This window comes from Actinoallomurus purpureus, from assembly GCF_024055795.1.
Lineage (GTDB): Bacteria > Actinomycetota > Actinomycetes > Streptosporangiales > Streptosporangiaceae > Actinoallomurus > Actinoallomurus purpureus.
Window position 1 is genome coordinate 62,873 of sequence record NZ_JAMXMY010000013.1, and the last position, 16,668, is coordinate 79,540.

The window sequence follows — 16,668 nt, forward strand, 5'->3', positions numbered from 1 at the left end:
TGGCCCGTCGGCCGTTCAGGACCGTCCACAATGGTCACAGCACCTGACAGGAAAGCTCGATGATCACCAGCTGGCAGCGATACGTGCGGGGCCACCCCCATGTCTTCACCGTGGCGGTTGCCCTGCTGCTCTTCGCAGCCTCCTTCCCCGGCAGCATGCTCAGCCGGCCTCACCCCAGCGGTCGGGTGCAGTGGCCCGCCGTGCTGCTCTCGGGCATCGCCTGCACCGCCCTGCTGTGGCACCACAGCCGCCCTCGCACAACCGTCACGCTGACCGCCGCCGGCGTCGTGGCCATGGCCGCACTCGGCTACCTGCTCACCCCCCTGCTGATGGCACCGGTCATGGCCGCGCTCTACTCCCTGGCCATCCGTACCGACCGGAGCACCACCCGCGCCTACGCCATCGCCACCGCCACCTTGCTGGTGGGCACGTCACTGATCGCCGACCCAACCTCCCACTCGCTGTACCTCAAGACCGCCAACCCCTTCGCCTGGGTGGTGCTGCCGGCCGTCGTCGGCAGCTCGGTCCGGTTGCGGCGCGCCTACCTGGAGGCCCTGAGAGCCCGCGCCGAGCACGCCGAGCGCACCCGAGAGGAGGAGGCGCGGCACCGGGTCACCGAGGAGCGCATGCGAATCGCCCGCGAGCTGCACGACGTCGTCGCCCATCACCTCGCCCTGGCCAACGCCCAGGCCGGCACCGCCGCGCACCTCGCGCGGACCCGTTCCGATCAGGCCCAGAAGATCCTTGCCGACCTCACCGGCACCACCTCCTCGGCGCTGCGCGAACTCAAGGCCACCGTCGGCCTCCTGCGCCAGGCGGGCGACCCGGACGCACCTGTGGAACCGGCCCCCGGACTGGCGCAGCTCCCCGGCCTGATCGCCTCGCTGCAGTCCGGCGGACTCACGGTCACCGTCACCACCGAGGGCGAACCGCAACGTCTCTCACCGGGACTGGACCTCACGGCGTTCCGGATCGTGCAGGAGGCACTCACCAACGTCACCAAGCACGCCCCCACGAGGACGGCGCGCGTACGGCTCTCCTACTCTCACGACCGGCTGACCATCACGGTCACCGACGACGGAGGCGCGGCGGTCCCCTCCGCTCCCGCGTCGGGCGGCGGCTTCGGCCTCATCGGCATGCGCGAACGCGCCCTCTCCGTCGGCGGCCTGTTCCTGGCGGGCCGCCGCCCCGAAGGGGGCTTCGAGGTCACCACCGAACTCCCGCTGCACCCCCGGAACCCGGAAGAGGCTCCGACCGTATGACCATCCGCGTCCTCCTCGCCGACGACCAGGCCCTCCTGCGGGCGACCTTCCGAATTCTGATCGACTCGTGTGCCGACATGGACGTGGTCGGCGAAGCCGCCGACGGCGAGGAAGCGGTCGAACTCACCCGGGCGCACCACCCCGACGTCGTGGTCATGGACATCCGCATGCCCGGCATGGACGGCCTGACCGGCACCGCCGTCATCTGCGGCGACCCGGATCTGTCGGCCACGCGCGTGCTCATTCTCACGACGTTCGAGGTCGACGAGTACGTCGCCCAGGCGATCCGCGCCGGCGCGAGCGGCTTCCTCGGCAAGGACGTCCTACCCGGCGAACTCCTCACCGCGATCCGCACCGTGGCCTCCGGCGATGCGCTCCTGTCCCCGTCGGCCACGCGGGCACTCATCACGCGTTTCCTCGCGACCCCCGAATCCGGCGCCCGCCTGGCGTCACCCGAACGCCTCGCCGCCCTCACGGCCCGCGAACGAGAAGTGATGGCACTGGCCGCCGAGGGATGGTCCAACAGTGAGATCGCCGAAGAACTCGTCGTCAGCCCGCTGACCGTGCGCACCCATGTCCACCGTGCCATGGCGAAACTGGACGTCCGCGACCGCGCCCAGCTGGTCGTGATCGCCTACCAGTCCGGACTCGTACGGCCCGCGCCGCCGCACTGAGGGCGTGCCCCGGCGGTGTCCGGGCGCGCGCAGGTCCGCCGGGACGCCGGGTCGTCCCTGCGCGCATGCCGGCCGTGGATCCTGGGTGTGGTTTTCCCAGGAAATTCCCGGCCTTCCTGGTCGTCCTTCTGTTGCCCAGGCTTGTGACCACGGACGCCGGACCCGCAGGTGATGCGGCGGGCGCGGTAAGTGGAACCTGTCAGGAAGGACACTCATCATGGCTGTGTGGTTGGTAACCGGAGCATCGCGTGGGATCGGGGCGGAGATAGCCCGGGCCGCCGTGGGCGACGGCGATGACGTCGCCGTCGCGGTGCGTGACCCCGACCGGCTCCCGGACGATCTGAAGAACTCCTCGCATGTGCTGCCGCTGGCCCTGGACGTGACCAGGACCGGGGACATTCCCGCTGCGGTGGGTGAGGTCGTGACCCGGTTCGGGCGGATCGACGTGCTGGTCAACAACGCGGGCCGGGGCCTGCTGGGCGCGGTGGAGGAGATCACCGACGCCGAGGCGCGATCACTGTTCGACCTGAACGTCTTCGGACTGATCAACATGACCCGTGCGGTGCTGCCGGTGATGCGCCGCCAGGGCTCGGGCAAGATCGTGAACATCGGATCCCGATCCGGTTTCGAGGGCGAGCCCGGTGTCGGTCTCTACAGTGCCTCCAAGTTCGCCGTGGCGGGTATCAGCGAAGCCCTGGCGGCCGAGCTGGAGCCGTTCGGTATCCAGACGATGGTGGTCGAGCCCGGAGTCTTCCGAACCGACTTCCTCGACGCCAGCTCGCTGTCGGTCGCTGCGGCCCGGATCGCGGACTACGACGGCACGCCGGCGCACAACACGCTGGACTGGATCGACACCGCGAACCACGCGCAGCTCGGCGACCCTGTCCGGGGCGCGGCCCTGATCTATGAGGTCACCGCGCAGGAGAAGCTGCCCGGCCACCTCTACCTGGGGCGAGACACCCTCGAACGCCTCGAGACCAAGATCCACCGGATCCGCGAGGACACCGGACCCTGGCGACAGAAGTCCATCGCCACCGCCCACGACGGCGCCGCCTGAATCCAGACCAGCCGGCCTCGCGGAGCCTCCGATCCCCCGATCCCCCGATCTCCGCGAGGCCGGCCTCCCGACCCATCGGCCGGCGTCGCCCGGACACCGGCCGCTCATGACACCGAAAGCGATGACTCCCATGTCGACCTCGACGGCAACCTCACAAATCCTCACCGGCACTCCTTTGGCCGGACGCGTGGCGGTGGTCTCAGGCGCCTCCAGTGGTATCGGCGCCGCCACCGCGCAGCGGCTCGCCCGGCTCGGCGCGAAGGTCGCCGTCCTGGCCCGCCGCAAGGACCGGCTCGACGCGCTCGTGCACACGATCGAGGCCGCCGGCGGCACCGCCGTCACCGTGCCCGTCGACGTCACCGACCGTGCCGCGGTCCAGGCCGCGGCAGACGAGATCGCCGAGCGGCTCGGCCCCGTGGACCTGGTGTTCAATAACGCCGGCGTCCAGCTGATCTCCGCGATCGAGGACCTGAAGGTCGATGACTGGCAGCGCCAGATCGACCTGAACATCGGTGGCGTCATGAACGTCATCGCCGCGTTCCTCCCGCAGCTGACGGCCGCCGCAGCCGACGGCCCGGCCGATCTGATCAACACCTCCTCGATCGCCGCCACCCGGATTCTGGAGAAGTTCTCCATCTACTCCGGCACGAAGGCCTACATCAGCCATCTCACCCGGCTCCTGCGGGTCGAGCTCGGGCCCAAGAACGTCCGGGTCTCCGCGATCGAACCGGGCATGGTCGACACCGAGCTGCCCGACCATGTCACCGACGCGGACGCGACCGCGCTGATGGCCGGGCTGATCAGGGACATCGACGTCCTGCAGTCCGATGACATCGCCGAGACGGTGGCGTTCATCGCCTCCGTGCCCCCTCATGTGAACCTGACCGAGATCACCATCCTGCCCACCGCACAAGCCGTCTGATGCCGGTCACCGGCGCCTGGCCCACCACACCCGGTAACGGCGCGCCCCAGCTGGAAGGTGGTGGGCCAGATCGCCCCCGGCCCACCGCACGCCTCCCCGAACGAGCCCAGACCGGCCACGCCACTCGGCGGCTTGCCCCGGTCGGGCAGACTCAGAACATGGAAGACCTGGTGGACCTGGGGAAGTACCTACGCTCCCGCCGCGAGCGGCTGAAGCCCGCCGACGTGGGACTGCCAGACCATGCTTCGAGGCGGCGCGTGCCCGGTCTGCGCCGGGAAGAACTCGCCCAGCTCGCCGGCGTCAGCTCCGACTACCTCACCCGCCTGGAGCAAGGGCGCTGCCGTACCGCGTCGTCGGCCGTCCTCGGCGCCCTGGCGGACGCCCTGCGCCTGGACGACACCGAACGCGCTCACCTGTTCGACCTCGCAGCCCATCCCGCCTCCCACGCGCAGCGCCGCGCCCCTCGGCCGGAACCGCAGGAGGTCCGGCCGGCCGCCGGCTGCTGGACGACGCCCACTGCCCCGCCTTCGTGCTCGGCCGACGCACCGACATCCTCGCCGGCAACCGCCTCGCCATGGCCCTCATCGTCGACTTCGACGCGCTTCCCGGCCCCGAGCGGAACCAGGCACGGTTCGTCTTCCTCGACCCCTGCGCCCGGGACCTGTATGCGGACTGGGAGACCGTCGCCGCCGACACGACGGCAATGCTCCGTATGGACGCCGGCCGGCACCCGGACGATCCGTGGCTGCAGGGACTGGTGGAAGAGCTTTCGGCTCACAGCGCGCCCTTCCGGCGACACTGGGTCGATCAGAAGGTCCACGAACGCGCCGACGGAACCAAGGGCTACCACCATCCGGTCGTCGGCGACCTCACCGTCACGTACCAGGCCATGAAGCTCCCCGCCGTGGAGGAGCAGACCCTGTACATCTACACCACCGAACCCGGCTCGGCCTCCGAGGCCGCGCTGAGACTCCTCGCCAGCTGGACGACCTCTCGAAAGAAGGGCGAACCAGCCGAGACCGTCGGTGCTGACCCTTCAAGATCGGCAGGTTCGGGCGTCCCGAGGATATAAGGGCCGCCGCATCGTCCACCTCAACCGCGAATCGCCTGCCCGGCGCTGACAAGTGCCGGGCAGGCAGGCCTCAGGCGCTCGCCGCCAGCACTCATGACCCAGGACGATCAGCGGCGCCCAGCGGCGTCGGCTCAGCGCAGAGCCGACGCATGGAACGCGAGTACATCCGCGACCTGAGCGTCTCTGATTGGCTAAGCGATCCTGAGGAATCCTCGGGAATCGTTCCGGCTGGGTGCCGGGTATGTGCCGATCGTCTTCGTGCCCTGGTGTCGGCGGGCAGAGCCGCCGACCCGCGTGGCACGTCCCTCCGGACGCTGTCGGTCCAGCGTGCACGGCTATCGGACCGAGGAGGGTGCCCCGCGTCGCCTGGGCACGGGGCGTGCTGATGACAGAACGATACCACGGGATCACCAAGGGTGACCAAGAAAAGAAGTGAGCCTGCTTTCGTTCAGCGGAGGCGGAGGGCCAGGAAGAGGTCGACGCGGTCTTCGAGGCGGGCGAGGTCACGGTCGGTGAGTTCCTCGATGCGCTGGATGCGGTACCGCACCGAGTTGACGTGGAGGTGCATCTGGTCGGCGCACCGGGTCCAGGAGCCGGAGACCTGGAGGAAGGTCTCCAGCGTACGGATCAGGTCGGCGCGGTGCGCCTCGTCGTAGGCGCGGAGAGGTCCGAGCACGCGATCCCTGAACATGGTCCGCGCGTCGTCGGGAACGCCGGCCAGCAGCAGGGCGTGGGTGGCGAGTTCGCCGGGGCCGACGACGCGGACCGGGTCGGTGCCGCCGGCGGCCAGCGCGCGGGCGTGGCGGGCCTCCTTGACGGCGCCGCGCAGTCCCTCGGCGGTGGTGGCCTTGGCGACGCCCACCGCCAGGCCGCCGTCGGTGAGCCCGGGGGACAGGACCAGGAGCGCCTGCCGGATCTCTCCGGCGAGGTCGTGATCTGGCCCGGCGGCAGGGACCAGCGCGACCGCCTCGTCGTCGAGGAGTCCCACGGCGGACCCGGTGGGAAGGATCTCGCGGAGCAGGCGGCACAGCTCGTCCGGACGTGGTGCGCGCTCGGCGCTCGCGGCCACGGCGATGACGGCGGCGGGGTCCAGCCCGGCCAGTTCCAGGCGGGGAAGGATCTCGGCGGTGGCGGCGTCGGCGACGACGAGGCGCACGAGCTCCTGGGCCAGACGGCTCCCGGCGCTCAGGTGATCGTCCGAGCGGGCCCGCTCGATGGCCACGATCGCGGTCAGCTCTGAGGTCAGGGCCCGGCGTTCGGCGGACCATTCGGTCCAGTCACCCTCGCAGACGAGGAGCCAGTCGGCGACGCGTGAGGTGGTGTCCGGGGCGACGGGAAGGATCGAGAGGTCGCGGCCCGGGAGCGGGGCCGGCAGGCGGGGGGCGGTGAGGAAGGCGCGGACCAGGTCGGCGGGGGAGAGGGCGTCGGGCAGGTCGTGGGAGCCGGCGACCAGCCGGCCGGGAGGTGCCAGCACCCAGCAGCGCATGCCCAGGTCACGGCCGACGAGATCAAGGAGGGGACCGAGGCCGGCGCCTTCGGTGGCACCAGCGACGAGGCGGCGGTGGCGGCCCAGCACGGCGGTCAGGTCGGCGGCGCGGGCGGTGGACAGGCGCCGCATGACCTGCTCGGTGACGCTGGCGAAGGCGACGTCCTCCGGCACCCGGAAGAGCGGCAGGCCGTGGTGGCGACAGGCCTCGATCAGGTCGGCGGGGATGGTGGCGGCCTCGGCGTCCCAGGCGGCCAAGGCGGAGACCCGGGCCTTGGTGAGGGCCCGTACGAAGATCTCGGTGTCGGCGGGACGGACCCGCCAAACGAGGCCGGACAGGACCAGCTCGCCGCCGCTCAGGTAGCGGCCGGGGTCCTTCAGATCGGTGGTGACCACCCAGCGGATCGTTCGGTCGAGCTCACCGTGTCCGGTGACCAGTTCCAGCCGCAGATCCGAGATGGTCAGGAGACTCCGCAGCCGCATGAGGGCTCCCTTCGTCGATCGTCTCCGGTCGGTGGACACCCGGCGGAGTCGCGGCGGGACGGCCGGCGCGCGAACAGCCGAGATTGGAGGAACCTACGGAATACCGCGGAGGCCGGCGGTCACTGTTCGGAGGTCCTGCGTCTCGACCTACCCAGCCCGGCCTGTGTGTACTTGCCGGAACCGGGCGAAAGGCCGAACGGGCGAGGAGGCACGGTGGCGGCACGGTCCGATCAAGGGAGGCCGGACGAGTCTACGCGAGCGCCGTCCGAGGCGGAACTGCTGGCCTGCTGCGCCTCGCGCCGATGGGCCCGTGCGGTCGCGGCGGGGCGCCACGACGATCTGGCCGCCCTGCGGACCGCCTCGGCCCGCGCTCTGGCCGGGCTGGGCTGGGACGACGTCCTTGAGGCGCTGGCCGCCCATCCTCGGATCGGGGACCGGCCGGACGGAGCCGGGCGCGAGGCCCGATGGTCCCGCGGCGAGCAGTCCGGGATGGACGCGGCCGCCGCGGAGATCCGGCGGGCGATGGTCGAGGGCAACCTGGCGTACGAGGAGCGTTTCTGCCATGTCTTCCTGATCTGCGCCACCGGGCGGAGTGCCGCCGAACTGCTCGCCGAGCTGCGGGCCCGGCTGGACCACGACGTCGAGACCGAGCGCCGCGTCGTCCGCGCCGAGCTGTCCAAGATCGTCGATCTTCGTCTCGTCGGGCTCGTCACGGAAGGAGACCGCTGAGATGTCCCTGTCCACCCACGTCCTGGACGCCGCGGTCGGACGGCCGGCCGAGGGCGTTCCCGTACGGCTGGAGAGCCGCGCGGCCGACGGATCCTGGAAGCCGGTGGCCACGGGCCGTACCGACGCCGACGGGCGGTTCCGGGACTGGCCGGCCCCCGGTGCGGGCGTCCACCGGCTGGTCTTCGAGACCGAGGGGATCTCCGCCTTCTATCCCGAGGTCGCAGTGGCCTTCACGGTCACCGAGCCCGAGCGGCACCACCACATTCCCCTGCTGCTCAGCCCGTTCGCCTACTCCACCTATCGAGGGAGCTAGCTTTGCGACTCGGGCCGAACAGGTACGGCAAGGCCGAGACCCGGGTCGTCCGGATCACCAGGGACGGTGGCGTCCACCACATCAAGGACTGCAACGTCAGCGTCTCCCTCTCCGGGGACATGGACGCGGTCCATCTGGTCGGCGACAACGCGGGGGTCCTGCCGACCGACAGCCAGAAGAACACGGTCTTCGCCTTCGCCAGGAAGTACGGCATCGCCGAGATCGAGGAGTTCGCGCTGCTGCTGGCACGGCACTTCGTCGACTCGCAGCCCGCCATCCACCACGCGCGGGTCGAGGTCGGGGAGTACTTCTGGGACCGGATCCCGGTGGACGGGCGCACGCACCGGGGGCAGCACTCCTTCGTCAGGTCCGGGCGCGAGATCCGCACCTGCGTCGTCCACCACGACGGACCGTCGCGGCAGGTCACGATCGTGTCCGGGCTGAAGGGACTGACCGTCCTCAACTCCACCGGTTCGGAGTTCCACGGCTTCGTCGAGGACGAGTACACCACCCTCCGGCCGACCCGCGACCGCGTCCTGGCCACCGAGGTCAGCGCCGCGTGGCGGCATTGGGGCGAGCACGAGGACTTCGGCGCGTCGTACGAGCGGGCGCGCCGGGCCATGCTCGACGCGTTCGCCGGGACCCACAGCCTCTCGCTCCAGCAAACGCTGTACGCGATGGGCGGCCAGGTCCTGGAGGCCTGCGCGGAGATCTGTGAGATCCGCCTCGCGATGCCCAACAAGCACCATTTCACGGTCGACCTGGAGCCCTTCGGCCTGGACAACCCGCAAGAGGTGTTCTTCGCCGCCGACCGTCCGTACGGCCTGATCGAGGGCGCCGTCCTCGCCGATGACGCCCCCGACGCCGGTTTCGCCTGGAACTAGGGGGGACGAGAAGAATGGACTTCCTGCGCCCCACGAGCTGGGAGGAGGCGCTCGCCGCCAAGGCCGAGCGCCCGGAGGCCCTGCCCATCCAGGGCGGCACCGACGTGATGGTCGAGCTGAACTTCGGCGTGCACCGCCCCGCAGCGCTCCTCGACCTCGGCCCGGTCCGTGAGCTCGCGACCTGGGAGCCGCTGCCCGACGGATCCGTGCGCGTCGGAGCCGGTGTCCCGTACGCCCGGCTGATCGCCGAGCTGGGCGACCGGATGCCCGGTCTCGCGCAGGCCGCGCGTACGGTCGGCTCGCCGCAGATCCGGAACCGCGGCACGGTCGGTGGCAACCTCGGCGCGGCGTCGCCGGCCGGCGACGCGCATCCGCCGCTGCTGGCGGCGGGCGCGGCGTACGAGGTGGAGTCGGCGGCCCAGGGCGTCCGGTCGATCCCGGCCACCGAGTTCTACCTGGGCGTCAAACGCAACGCGCTGCGGCCCGACGAACTGATCCGCGCGTTCCGGCTGCCTCCGGTGGCGGGTCCGCAGTACTTCTCCAAGATCGGCACCCGCAACGCGATGGTGATCGCGGTCTGCTCGTTCTCCATCGCGCTCTTCCCGAGCGAGCGGCGTGTCGGCACCGGACTCGGCTCCGCCGCTCCGACCCCGCTCCGCGCGTACGCGGCCGAGGAGTTCCTGGCCGACGCGGCGGACTGGGACGGCGACCTGGACGAGGCGGTGGCCGGGCGCTTCGGCGAGCTGGTCGGCGCGGCGGCGAGCCCGATCGACGACGTGCGCGGCACGGCCGAATACCGCCGGCACGCGCTGGGCGTCATGGCGCGCCGGACCCTGGCCTGGGCGTGGAACGACCACCGGAAGGGAGCCCTGGAGTGCGCGTGAGGTTCAGCGTCAACGACCGGGAACAGGTCGCCGACGACGTGTGGGAGGGCGAGAGCCTTCTGTTCGTGCTCCGCGAGCGCCTGGGCCTGCCCGGTGCCAAGAACGCCTGTGAGCAGGGCGAGTGCGGCTCGTGCACGGTCTACCTCGATGGCGTGCCGGTCTGTGCGTGCCTCGTCGCCGCGGGGCAGGCGCAGGGCCGGGAGGTGCGGACGGTGGAGGGCCTGGCCTCCGCCGACGGGCTCGCGCCCGTCCAGCAGGCGTTCGCGGAGTGCGGAGCCGTGCAGTGCGGCTTCTGCACACCGGGCCTGCTCGTGCAGGCCGATGACCTGATCACGCGGGTGCCCGATCCCTCCGACGCGGAGATCCGCGAGGCGCTAGCCGGCAACCTGTGCCGTTGCACCGGCTACGAGAAGATCCTGGAGGCCGTACGCCGGGCGGCCGAGCTGAAGGCCGCCGGCCGATGACCGTCATCATCGAGGGTGCCTACCTCGCGCCGGTCGTCGGCGCCGAGATCCCCGACGGCCATCTGGTGATCGAAGGCGACCGGATCACCGCGATCGGGTCCGGTCCGGCGCCGTCCGCCGTCGGCGCGGACCCGGCGGAGCGGATCGACGCCCGGGGCTGCCTGGTCACACCGGGCCTGGTCAACACCCACCATCACCTCTATCAGTGGGCCTCTCAGGGGCTGGCCAAGGACGACACGCTCTTCGACTGGCTGGTGACGCTCTACCCGACCTGGGCGCGGATGGACGCCGAGGTCGTGAGCGGAGCGGCCGCCGCCGGGCTCGGCTGGCTGGCCAGATCGGGCACGACGACCACCACCGACCACCACTACGTCTTCCCCAAGGGCCGCGGTGACCTGTTCGCCGCCGAGATCGATGCCGCCCGGCGCATCGGCGTCCGCTTCCATCCCTGCCGGGGCTCGATGGACCGCGGGCGATCGGACGGCGGACTGCCGCCGGACGAGGTGGTGGAGAGGCTCGACGACATTCTCGACGCCACCGCCGCCGCGATCGACGCCTACCACGACGACTCGTTCTCCTCCATGCTGCGGATCGCGGTGGCCCCCTGCTCTCCGTTCTCCGTCAGCAAGGAGCTGCTGGTCGAGTCGGCCGCCCTGGCGCGGGCCAAGGGCGTACGACTGCACACCCACCTCGCCGAGACCCTCGACGAAGAGGAGTACTGCCGCGAGCAGCTGAACCGCACTCCGGTGGAGTACATGGAGCAGGTCGGCTGGCTCGGCGACGACGTCTGGTTCGCGCACACCGTCCACCTGAGCGACTCCGACATCGCCACGATGGCGGACACGGGCACCGGAACGGCACACTGCCCCAGCTCCAACGCGCGGCTGGGCGCCGGCATCGCCCGGGTCCGCGACCTGCTCGGCGCCGGCGTCCCGGTCGGCCTGGGAGTGGACGGCCCGGCGTCGGCCGAGATGGTCCCCATGATCGGCGAGCTCCGGCAGACCATGTACCTGCAGCGGGCCCGGTACGGCCCGAGCGCGCTGACCGCCCGGCAGGCCCTGGAACTCGGCACTCTCGGCGGCGCCCGGCTCCTCGGCCGGCAGAACGAGATCGGCTCCCTGGAGGTCGGCAAGCTCGCCGACGTCGCCGTCTGGCGGGTGGACGGCTTTCACGCGGCGGTCGGCGACCCGGTGGTCGCCCTCGTCCACGGCCAGTCCCCGCCGCTGGCCAGGCTGCTGGTGGGCGGCCGGACGGTGGTGGCCGACGACGTGCTCGTCTCCGCGCCGCAGCATGAGATCGCCGAGGCGGGCGCCACCGCGCGCCGCCGCCTGATGGAACTGGCGAAGGAGGTCCGGTGACGACGGTTCCGGTATCCGCGGCGAAGGACGTCGTCGCCCCCGGCCGGGGCGGGGTGGGCGACAGCGTGCTCCGGCCCGACGGCACGCTCAAGGTCACGGGCGAGTTCGCCTACGCCTCCGACCTCTGGATCGACGGGATGCTGTTCGGCGTGACGCTGCGCAGCCCGCACGCACGCGCCAGGATCCGCTCGATCGACGTCGGCCCCGCACTCGCGGTGCCCGGTGTCGAGGCGGTCCTCACGCACGAGGACGTGCCCGGGCGCAAGGTGTACGGACTGGAGCACGCCGACCAGCCCGTGCTCGCCATCGGCGAGGTCCGTCACCAGGGCGAGCCGATCGCGCTGGTCGCCGCCGATCACCCGGAGACGGCCCGGCACGCGGCGGAGCAGATCAGGGTCGGGTGGGAGGTCCTGGAACCGATCACCGACGCGCGGGCCGTCATCGCCGACCCGGACAGCCTCAGAGTCCAGGACCGCGGCGGCATCGCCCGCCACCAGCCGGTCCGTGTGGGAGACATGGTCGCCGCCCGCGCGCGGGCGGAGGTCGTCGTGTCCGGGGACTTCTCCGTCGGCATCCAGGACCAGGCGTTCCTCGGGCCGGAGTCCGGCCTGGCGGTCCCGGGTGAGGACGGCGGAATCGACCTGTTCGTCGCCACCCAGTGGCTGCACAACGACCTCCGGCAGATCGCGCCGTGCCTCGGTCTGCCCGATGAGAAGGTCCGGATGACACTGGCCGGCGTCGGCGGAGCGTTCGGCGGCCGCGAGGACCTGTCGATGCAGATCCACGCCGGCATGCTGGCGCTGCGCACCGGCCGGCCGGTCAAAATCGTCTACAACCGGTACGAGTCGTTCTTCGGCCACGTGCACCGGCATCCGGCGCTGATGCGCTACGAGTACGGCGCGACCCGCGACGGCAGGATCCTTTACGCCGACGCCGAGATCGTCCTCGACGGCGGCGCCTACACCTCCTCCACGCTCGCCGTGGTGGCGAACGCGGCCTCCCTCGGCCTCGGACCGTACGAGATCCCCAACATCGAGATCGACGCGTACGGCGTCTACACCAACAACCCGCCCTGCGGCGCGATGCGGGGATTCGGCGCGGTGCAGGCCTGCTTCGCCTACGAGTCGATGATGGACCGGCTCGGCGAGGCGTGCGGCGTCGGGCCGGTCGAGATCCGCCGGATCAACGCCGTCGGCCAGGGTTCCAAGCTGGCCACCGGCCAGGTCATCGACTCGCCGGCACCTCTCGCCGACATGCTCACCCGGCTGGAGGCGATGCCGCTGCCCGCGCCGCCGGACACCGCCGACCTCCGGAACCTGCCGGGCGGCGTCTCCCAGACCACCCACGGCGAGGGCGTGGCCCGCGGCGTCGGCTATGGCGTGGGCATCAAGAACATCTGTTTCTCCGAGGGCTTCGACGACTACTCGACCGCCCGGGTGCGGCTGGAGGTCGTCGGCGGCGAGGCGACGGCGGTAGTGCACACCGCCGCCGCCGAGGTCGGCCAGGGCCTGGTCACACTGCAGGCGCAGATCGCCCGTACCGAACTGGGCGTCGACCGGGTCGTCATCCAGCCGGCGGACAACGGAGTGGGCGACGCCGGCTCCTCCTCCGCCTCACGCCAGTCCTACATGACCGGCGGCGCGGTGAAGGCGGCCTGCGAGGCGGTCCGCGCGGACGTCCTCGCGCTGGCCCGGGAACGCCTCGGCGGGACCTACGAGGATCTGTCGCTCATCGGCGGAAAGGTGGTGTCGGCGTCGGCGGGCGCGCTGGCCGAGATCGCCGACGTCCTCGGCGACCGGGTCGTCGAGCAGACCCGCGAGTACCACCACCGGCCCACCGTCGCCATGGATCCGGTCACCGGACAGGGCGACACCCACGTCCAGCTCGCGCTCTGCGTGCACCGCGCCGTGGTCGACGTCGACGTCGAGCTCGGCCTGGTCAAGGTGGTGGAGCTGGCCGCCGTCCAGGACGTCGGGAAGATCATGAACCGGCTCTCGCTGGAAGGCCAGATCCACGGCGGCTCCGCGCAGGGCCTCGGGCTGGCGCTGATGGAGGAGATCGTCGTCCAGGACGGCCTCGTCCGGAACCCGTCCTTCACCGACTACCTCATCCCCACGATCCTCGACATGCCGCCCATGCGGCTGGACATCCTCGAGAGTCCCGACCCGGCCGCCCCGTACGGGCTGCGGGGTGCCGGAGAGCCGCCCACGCTCTCCTCCACGCCGGCCATCGTCGCGGCCGTCCGCGACGCCACCGGACGGGCGCTCACCCGGGTACCGATCCGACCGGAGCACATATGCCGCTGATGTTCCTCAATGGCGGGGCGATGCGAGGCGGGCCGCTGCATCACCTCCTGGACGGCGCGCCGCTGGCCGCCGCGACCACGACCGCACCCCGATACCGCTTCTACTCGGTCGCCGACCGGTTCCCCGCGCTCCTTCCGGTCGCGCACGGCGGGGCCCGCATCGCGGGCGAGGTCTACGACGTGCCGATGGACGTGCTGCGCGACCGGCTGCTGCCGGCCGAGCCGCCCGAACTGGAACTGGGCGTGATCGAGCTGGTCGACGGCACGTCGTCCCTGGCCATGGTGCTCCGCCGCCCGTCGACGTCCTTCCCCGAACTGCTCGACATCACCGAACACGGCGACTGGTCCGCCTACCGGAGAACGACGTCCCCATGAGCCCGGACTCCGTCTTCGACCTGGTCGTGCGCTCGCGTCGTACGCTGTTTCCGGAGGGGGAACGGCCCGCGGCCGTGGCCGTGCGGAACGGGAGGATCGCCGCCGTCGGCGACCACGATGGCGCTCCGCCGGCCGGCACCCGGGTGGACCTCGGCGACATCGCGCTGCTCCCGGGGCTCGTCGACACGCACGTCCACGTCAACGAGCCGGGCCGTACGGAGTGGGAGGGCTTCGCCACGGCGACCCGCGCCGCCGCGGCCGGCGGAGTGACCACCATCGTGGACATGCCGCTGAACTCGCTTCCGCCCGTGACCACCGCCGCGGCGCTGGCAGTCAAGAAGGAGGCGGCGGAGGGGCGATGCTTCGTCGACGTCGGCTTCTGGGGCGGTGCGGTCCCCGGAAACACGCGGGAGCTGCGGGCACTGCACGACCTCGGGGTCTTCGGCTTCAAGTGCTTCACCGCCGACTCCGGCGTGCCGGAGTTCCCGCCGCTGTCGTACGACGCGATGGAGGAGGCGTTCGCCGAGATCGCGTCCTTCCAGGGCCTGGTCATCGTGCACGCCGAGGACCCGGGGGCGCTGTCGGCCCCGGCAGACGGCGGTTATGACGCCTTCCTGGCCGCGCGGCCGCCGAGCGCGGAGCACAAGGCCGTCGAGCAGGTGATCCGGCTGGCCGAGACGACGGGGGCACGGGCGCACATCCTGCACCTGTCGGCCGCCGACTGCGTCGAGCCGCTGGCCCGGGCACGGGCCCGGGGCGTGCGGATCACCGCCGAGACCTGCCCGCACTACCTGACGCTGTCGGCCGCCGAGATCCGGCCGGGCGCCACTCACTTCAAGTGCTGCCCGCCGATCCGCGACGCCGCCAACCGGGACGGGCTCTGGCACGGCCTTGCCGCCGGAGTGGTCGGCTGCGTCGTGACGGACCACTCGCCGTGCCCGCCCGAACTCAAGCGCGGCGGGTTCGACGAGGCCTGGGGTGGGATCTCCTCCCTGCAGCTCGGCCTGCCCGCCGTCTGGACCGAGGCGCGCCGGCGCGGTCACGACCTGGCGGACGTGGTGCAGTGGATGTCGGCCGCGCCGGCGGCGCTGGCGGGCGCCCAGGGCAAGGGCGCCATCGCGGTCGGGAACGACGCCGATCTGGTGGCGTTCGCCCCGGACGAGGCGTTCACCGTCGACCCGGCGGCGCTACGGACCCGTCACCACGTCACGCCCTATACGGGCCGCGAGCTCACCGGCGTGGTGCGGGCCACCTGGCTGCGCGGCGAGATCGTGGGCGACACGCCGCGCGGGCGTCTCTTGGGGAGATGATCGATGGCCGACTTCACGTCTCTGCCAGATCTGGCGGTCCGGAATCTCGGCGGATCCGTCATCGCCGCGAGCGACGAGTCCTTCGCGGAGCGGGAGAACCTGATCAACCCCTGGGCGGCCGGGCACCAGGCGGAGACCTTCGGGCGGAAGGGCCAGGTCTACGACGGCTGGGAGACCGCCCGGCGGCGGCCGTCCGTGCTCGGGCTGAAGGTCGACGACCGCGGCCACGACTGGGCGCTGGTCCGGCTCGGACTGCCCGGTGTGATCCGGGGGGTCGTCATCGACACCGCCTGGTTCCGGGGAAACTTCCCGGCGTACGCGTCGGTCGAGGCATGCGCGGCGGAGGGGCATCCGTCGGCCGAGGAGCTCGCGGCCCGCGAGTGGGCGGAGATCGTGCCGCGGAGCCCGCTGAGCGGGGACGCCCGGCACCCGTTCCCGGTCCAGGCGGCGCGGCGGTTCACCCATGTCCGCCTGAACATCTTCCCGGACGGCGGTGTCGCGCGGCTCCGCGTGCACGGCGAGGTCGTCCCGGACCCGCGGCTGCTGACCGGCCTGACGGTGGACCTGGCGGCGCTGGAGAACGGCGCGCGCGTCACGGGCTGCTCGAACCTGTTCTACTCCACGCCGGAGAACATCCTGGCCCCCGGCCTGCCGCGCCACCAGGGGGAGGGCTGGGAGACCGCGCGCCGGCGCGACGACGGCAACGACTGGGTCACGGTCGAGCTGGCCGCCCCCGGAGTGCCGAGGCTGGTCGAAATCGACACCACGCACCTCAAGTTCAACGCTCCCGGCTGGGTCGCGCTCTCCGGCCGGGACGCCCAGGCGCAGGAAGAGTGGGTCCCCCTGCTGCCGCCGACCCGGATCCAGCCGGACGGCCGCCACCGGTTCCGGCTGGACAGCGCCGCCCCGCCGCCCGAGGTGACGGACGTACGACTGGACATCTACCCCGACGGCGGCATCGGCCGGCTCCGCGTCTGGGGCGAGCTGACAGAGGACGGCGAGCGTACCCTCCGCGACCGCTGGGACGCCTTCGTCTGTGCGGTCGGCTCCGGATCGGGCGGCAGGGTCTATGCCGCTGAATAGGCCGTCG

At 71.8% G+C, this 16,668-nt stretch carries 16 protein-coding genes and 1 pseudogene; 16 read left to right on the top strand and 1 reads right to left on the bottom strand.

Features of this window, described 5'->3' with window-relative positions; genetic code table 11:
- Positions 1–59 precede the first annotated feature (59 nt).
- The 6 genes and pseudogenes from NE236_RS23895 (at position 60) to NE236_RS44605 (ending at position 4,987) form a co-directional block, all read left to right on the top strand.
- Positions 60–1,262, top strand: a complete 1,203-nt coding sequence (locus NE236_RS23895) for a sensor histidine kinase (RefSeq protein WP_252844339.1) — start codon at positions 60–62, stop codon at positions 1,260–1,262.
- Positions 1,259–1,936: a response regulator transcription factor gene (locus NE236_RS23900; RefSeq protein ID WP_252844340.1), complete on the top strand. Its 678-nt coding sequence runs from the start codon at positions 1,259–1,261 to the stop codon at positions 1,934–1,936. Before NE236_RS23895 ends, NE236_RS23900 begins: the two co-directional genes overlap by 4 nt.
- A gap of 217 nt (positions 1,937–2,153) precedes the next feature.
- Positions 2,154–2,993 (top strand): SDR family oxidoreductase, encoded by an 840-nt coding sequence (locus tag NE236_RS23905; protein ID WP_252844341.1) that lies wholly within the window; start codon positions 2,154–2,156, stop codon positions 2,991–2,993.
- A 187-nt stretch (positions 2,994–3,180) separates the two neighbouring features.
- Entirely contained in the window at positions 3,181–3,915 is a 735-nt protein-coding gene (locus tag NE236_RS23910) for an SDR family oxidoreductase (protein WP_252844342.1), read from the top strand.
- Positions 3,916–4,073: 158 nt separating this feature from the next.
- Positions 4,074–4,271 (top strand): annotated as a pseudogene (locus tag NE236_RS44600) (helix-turn-helix domain-containing protein); the annotation flags it as partial.
- A 173-nt stretch (positions 4,272–4,444) separates the two neighbouring features.
- Positions 4,445–4,987 carry an MmyB family transcriptional regulator gene (locus NE236_RS44605; RefSeq protein WP_308209149.1) on the top strand — a complete coding sequence of 181 codons (543 nt, stop codon included), beginning with the start codon at positions 4,445–4,447 and terminating at the stop codon, positions 4,985–4,987.
- A 448-nt stretch (positions 4,988–5,435) separates the two neighbouring features.
- On the opposite strand, the gene NE236_RS23920 is transcribed toward NE236_RS44605, so the two are convergent.
- Positions 5,436–6,956 carry a PucR family transcriptional regulator gene (locus NE236_RS23920; protein ID WP_252844343.1) on the bottom strand — a complete coding sequence of 507 codons (1,521 nt, stop codon included), beginning with the start codon at positions 6,954–6,956 and terminating at the stop codon, positions 5,436–5,438.
- A gap of 213 nt (positions 6,957–7,169) precedes the next feature.
- Here NE236_RS23920 and uraD point away from each other — a divergent pair, with 213 nt between their 5' ends.
- From uraD to alc, 10 genes are read left to right on the top strand one after another with little or no spacing between them, the layout of a single operon-like run.
- Positions 7,170–7,685, top strand: a complete 516-nt coding sequence (uraD, locus tag NE236_RS23925; protein WP_252844344.1) for a 2-oxo-4-hydroxy-4-carboxy-5-ureidoimidazoline decarboxylase — start codon at positions 7,170–7,172, stop codon at positions 7,683–7,685.
- Between the two features lies 1 nt (position 7,686).
- On the top strand, positions 7,687–7,998 hold the full coding sequence (gene uraH, locus NE236_RS23930; protein WP_252844345.1) for a hydroxyisourate hydrolase: 312 nt from the start codon (positions 7,687–7,689) through the stop codon (positions 7,996–7,998).
- Between the two features lie 2 nt (positions 7,999–8,000).
- Positions 8,001–8,882 carry a factor-independent urate hydroxylase gene (gene pucL / locus NE236_RS23935; protein ID WP_252844346.1) on the top strand — a complete coding sequence of 294 codons (882 nt, stop codon included), beginning with the start codon at positions 8,001–8,003 and terminating at the stop codon, positions 8,880–8,882.
- 14 nt (positions 8,883–8,896) lie between these two features.
- Positions 8,897–9,766, top strand: coding sequence for an FAD binding domain-containing protein (locus tag NE236_RS23940; protein WP_252844347.1), 870 nt, complete (start codon positions 8,897–8,899; stop codon positions 9,764–9,766).
- Complete coding sequence (locus NE236_RS23945) at positions 9,757–10,230, top strand: (2Fe-2S)-binding protein (protein WP_252844348.1); 474 nt, start codon at positions 9,757–9,759, stop codon at positions 10,228–10,230. Before NE236_RS23940 ends, NE236_RS23945 begins: the two co-directional genes overlap by 10 nt.
- Positions 10,227–11,588 carry an 8-oxoguanine deaminase gene (locus NE236_RS23950; RefSeq protein ID WP_252844349.1) on the top strand — a complete coding sequence of 454 codons (1,362 nt, stop codon included), beginning with the start codon at positions 10,227–10,229 and terminating at the stop codon, positions 11,586–11,588. The genes NE236_RS23945 and NE236_RS23950 overlap by 4 nt, the downstream gene beginning before the upstream one ends.
- On the top strand, positions 11,585–13,894 hold the full coding sequence (locus NE236_RS23955; RefSeq protein ID WP_252844350.1) for a xanthine dehydrogenase family protein molybdopterin-binding subunit: 2,310 nt from the start codon (positions 11,585–11,587) through the stop codon (positions 13,892–13,894). The genes NE236_RS23950 and NE236_RS23955 overlap by 4 nt, the downstream gene beginning before the upstream one ends.
- A complete protein-coding gene (locus NE236_RS23960) occupies positions 13,885–14,268 on the top strand; it encodes an allophanate hydrolase-related protein (RefSeq protein ID WP_252844351.1) in 384 nt (127 codons plus the stop codon). Before NE236_RS23955 ends, NE236_RS23960 begins: the two co-directional genes overlap by 10 nt.
- A complete protein-coding gene (gene allB, locus NE236_RS23965) occupies positions 14,265–15,578 on the top strand; it encodes an allantoinase AllB (RefSeq protein ID WP_252844352.1) in 1,314 nt (437 codons plus the stop codon). Before NE236_RS23960 ends, allB begins: the two co-directional genes overlap by 4 nt.
- Positions 15,579–15,581: 3 nt before the next feature.
- Positions 15,582–16,661, top strand: a complete 1,080-nt coding sequence (gene alc, locus NE236_RS23970) for an allantoicase (protein ID WP_252844353.1) — start codon at positions 15,582–15,584, stop codon at positions 16,659–16,661.
- Positions 16,662–16,668: the final 7 nt, after the last annotated feature.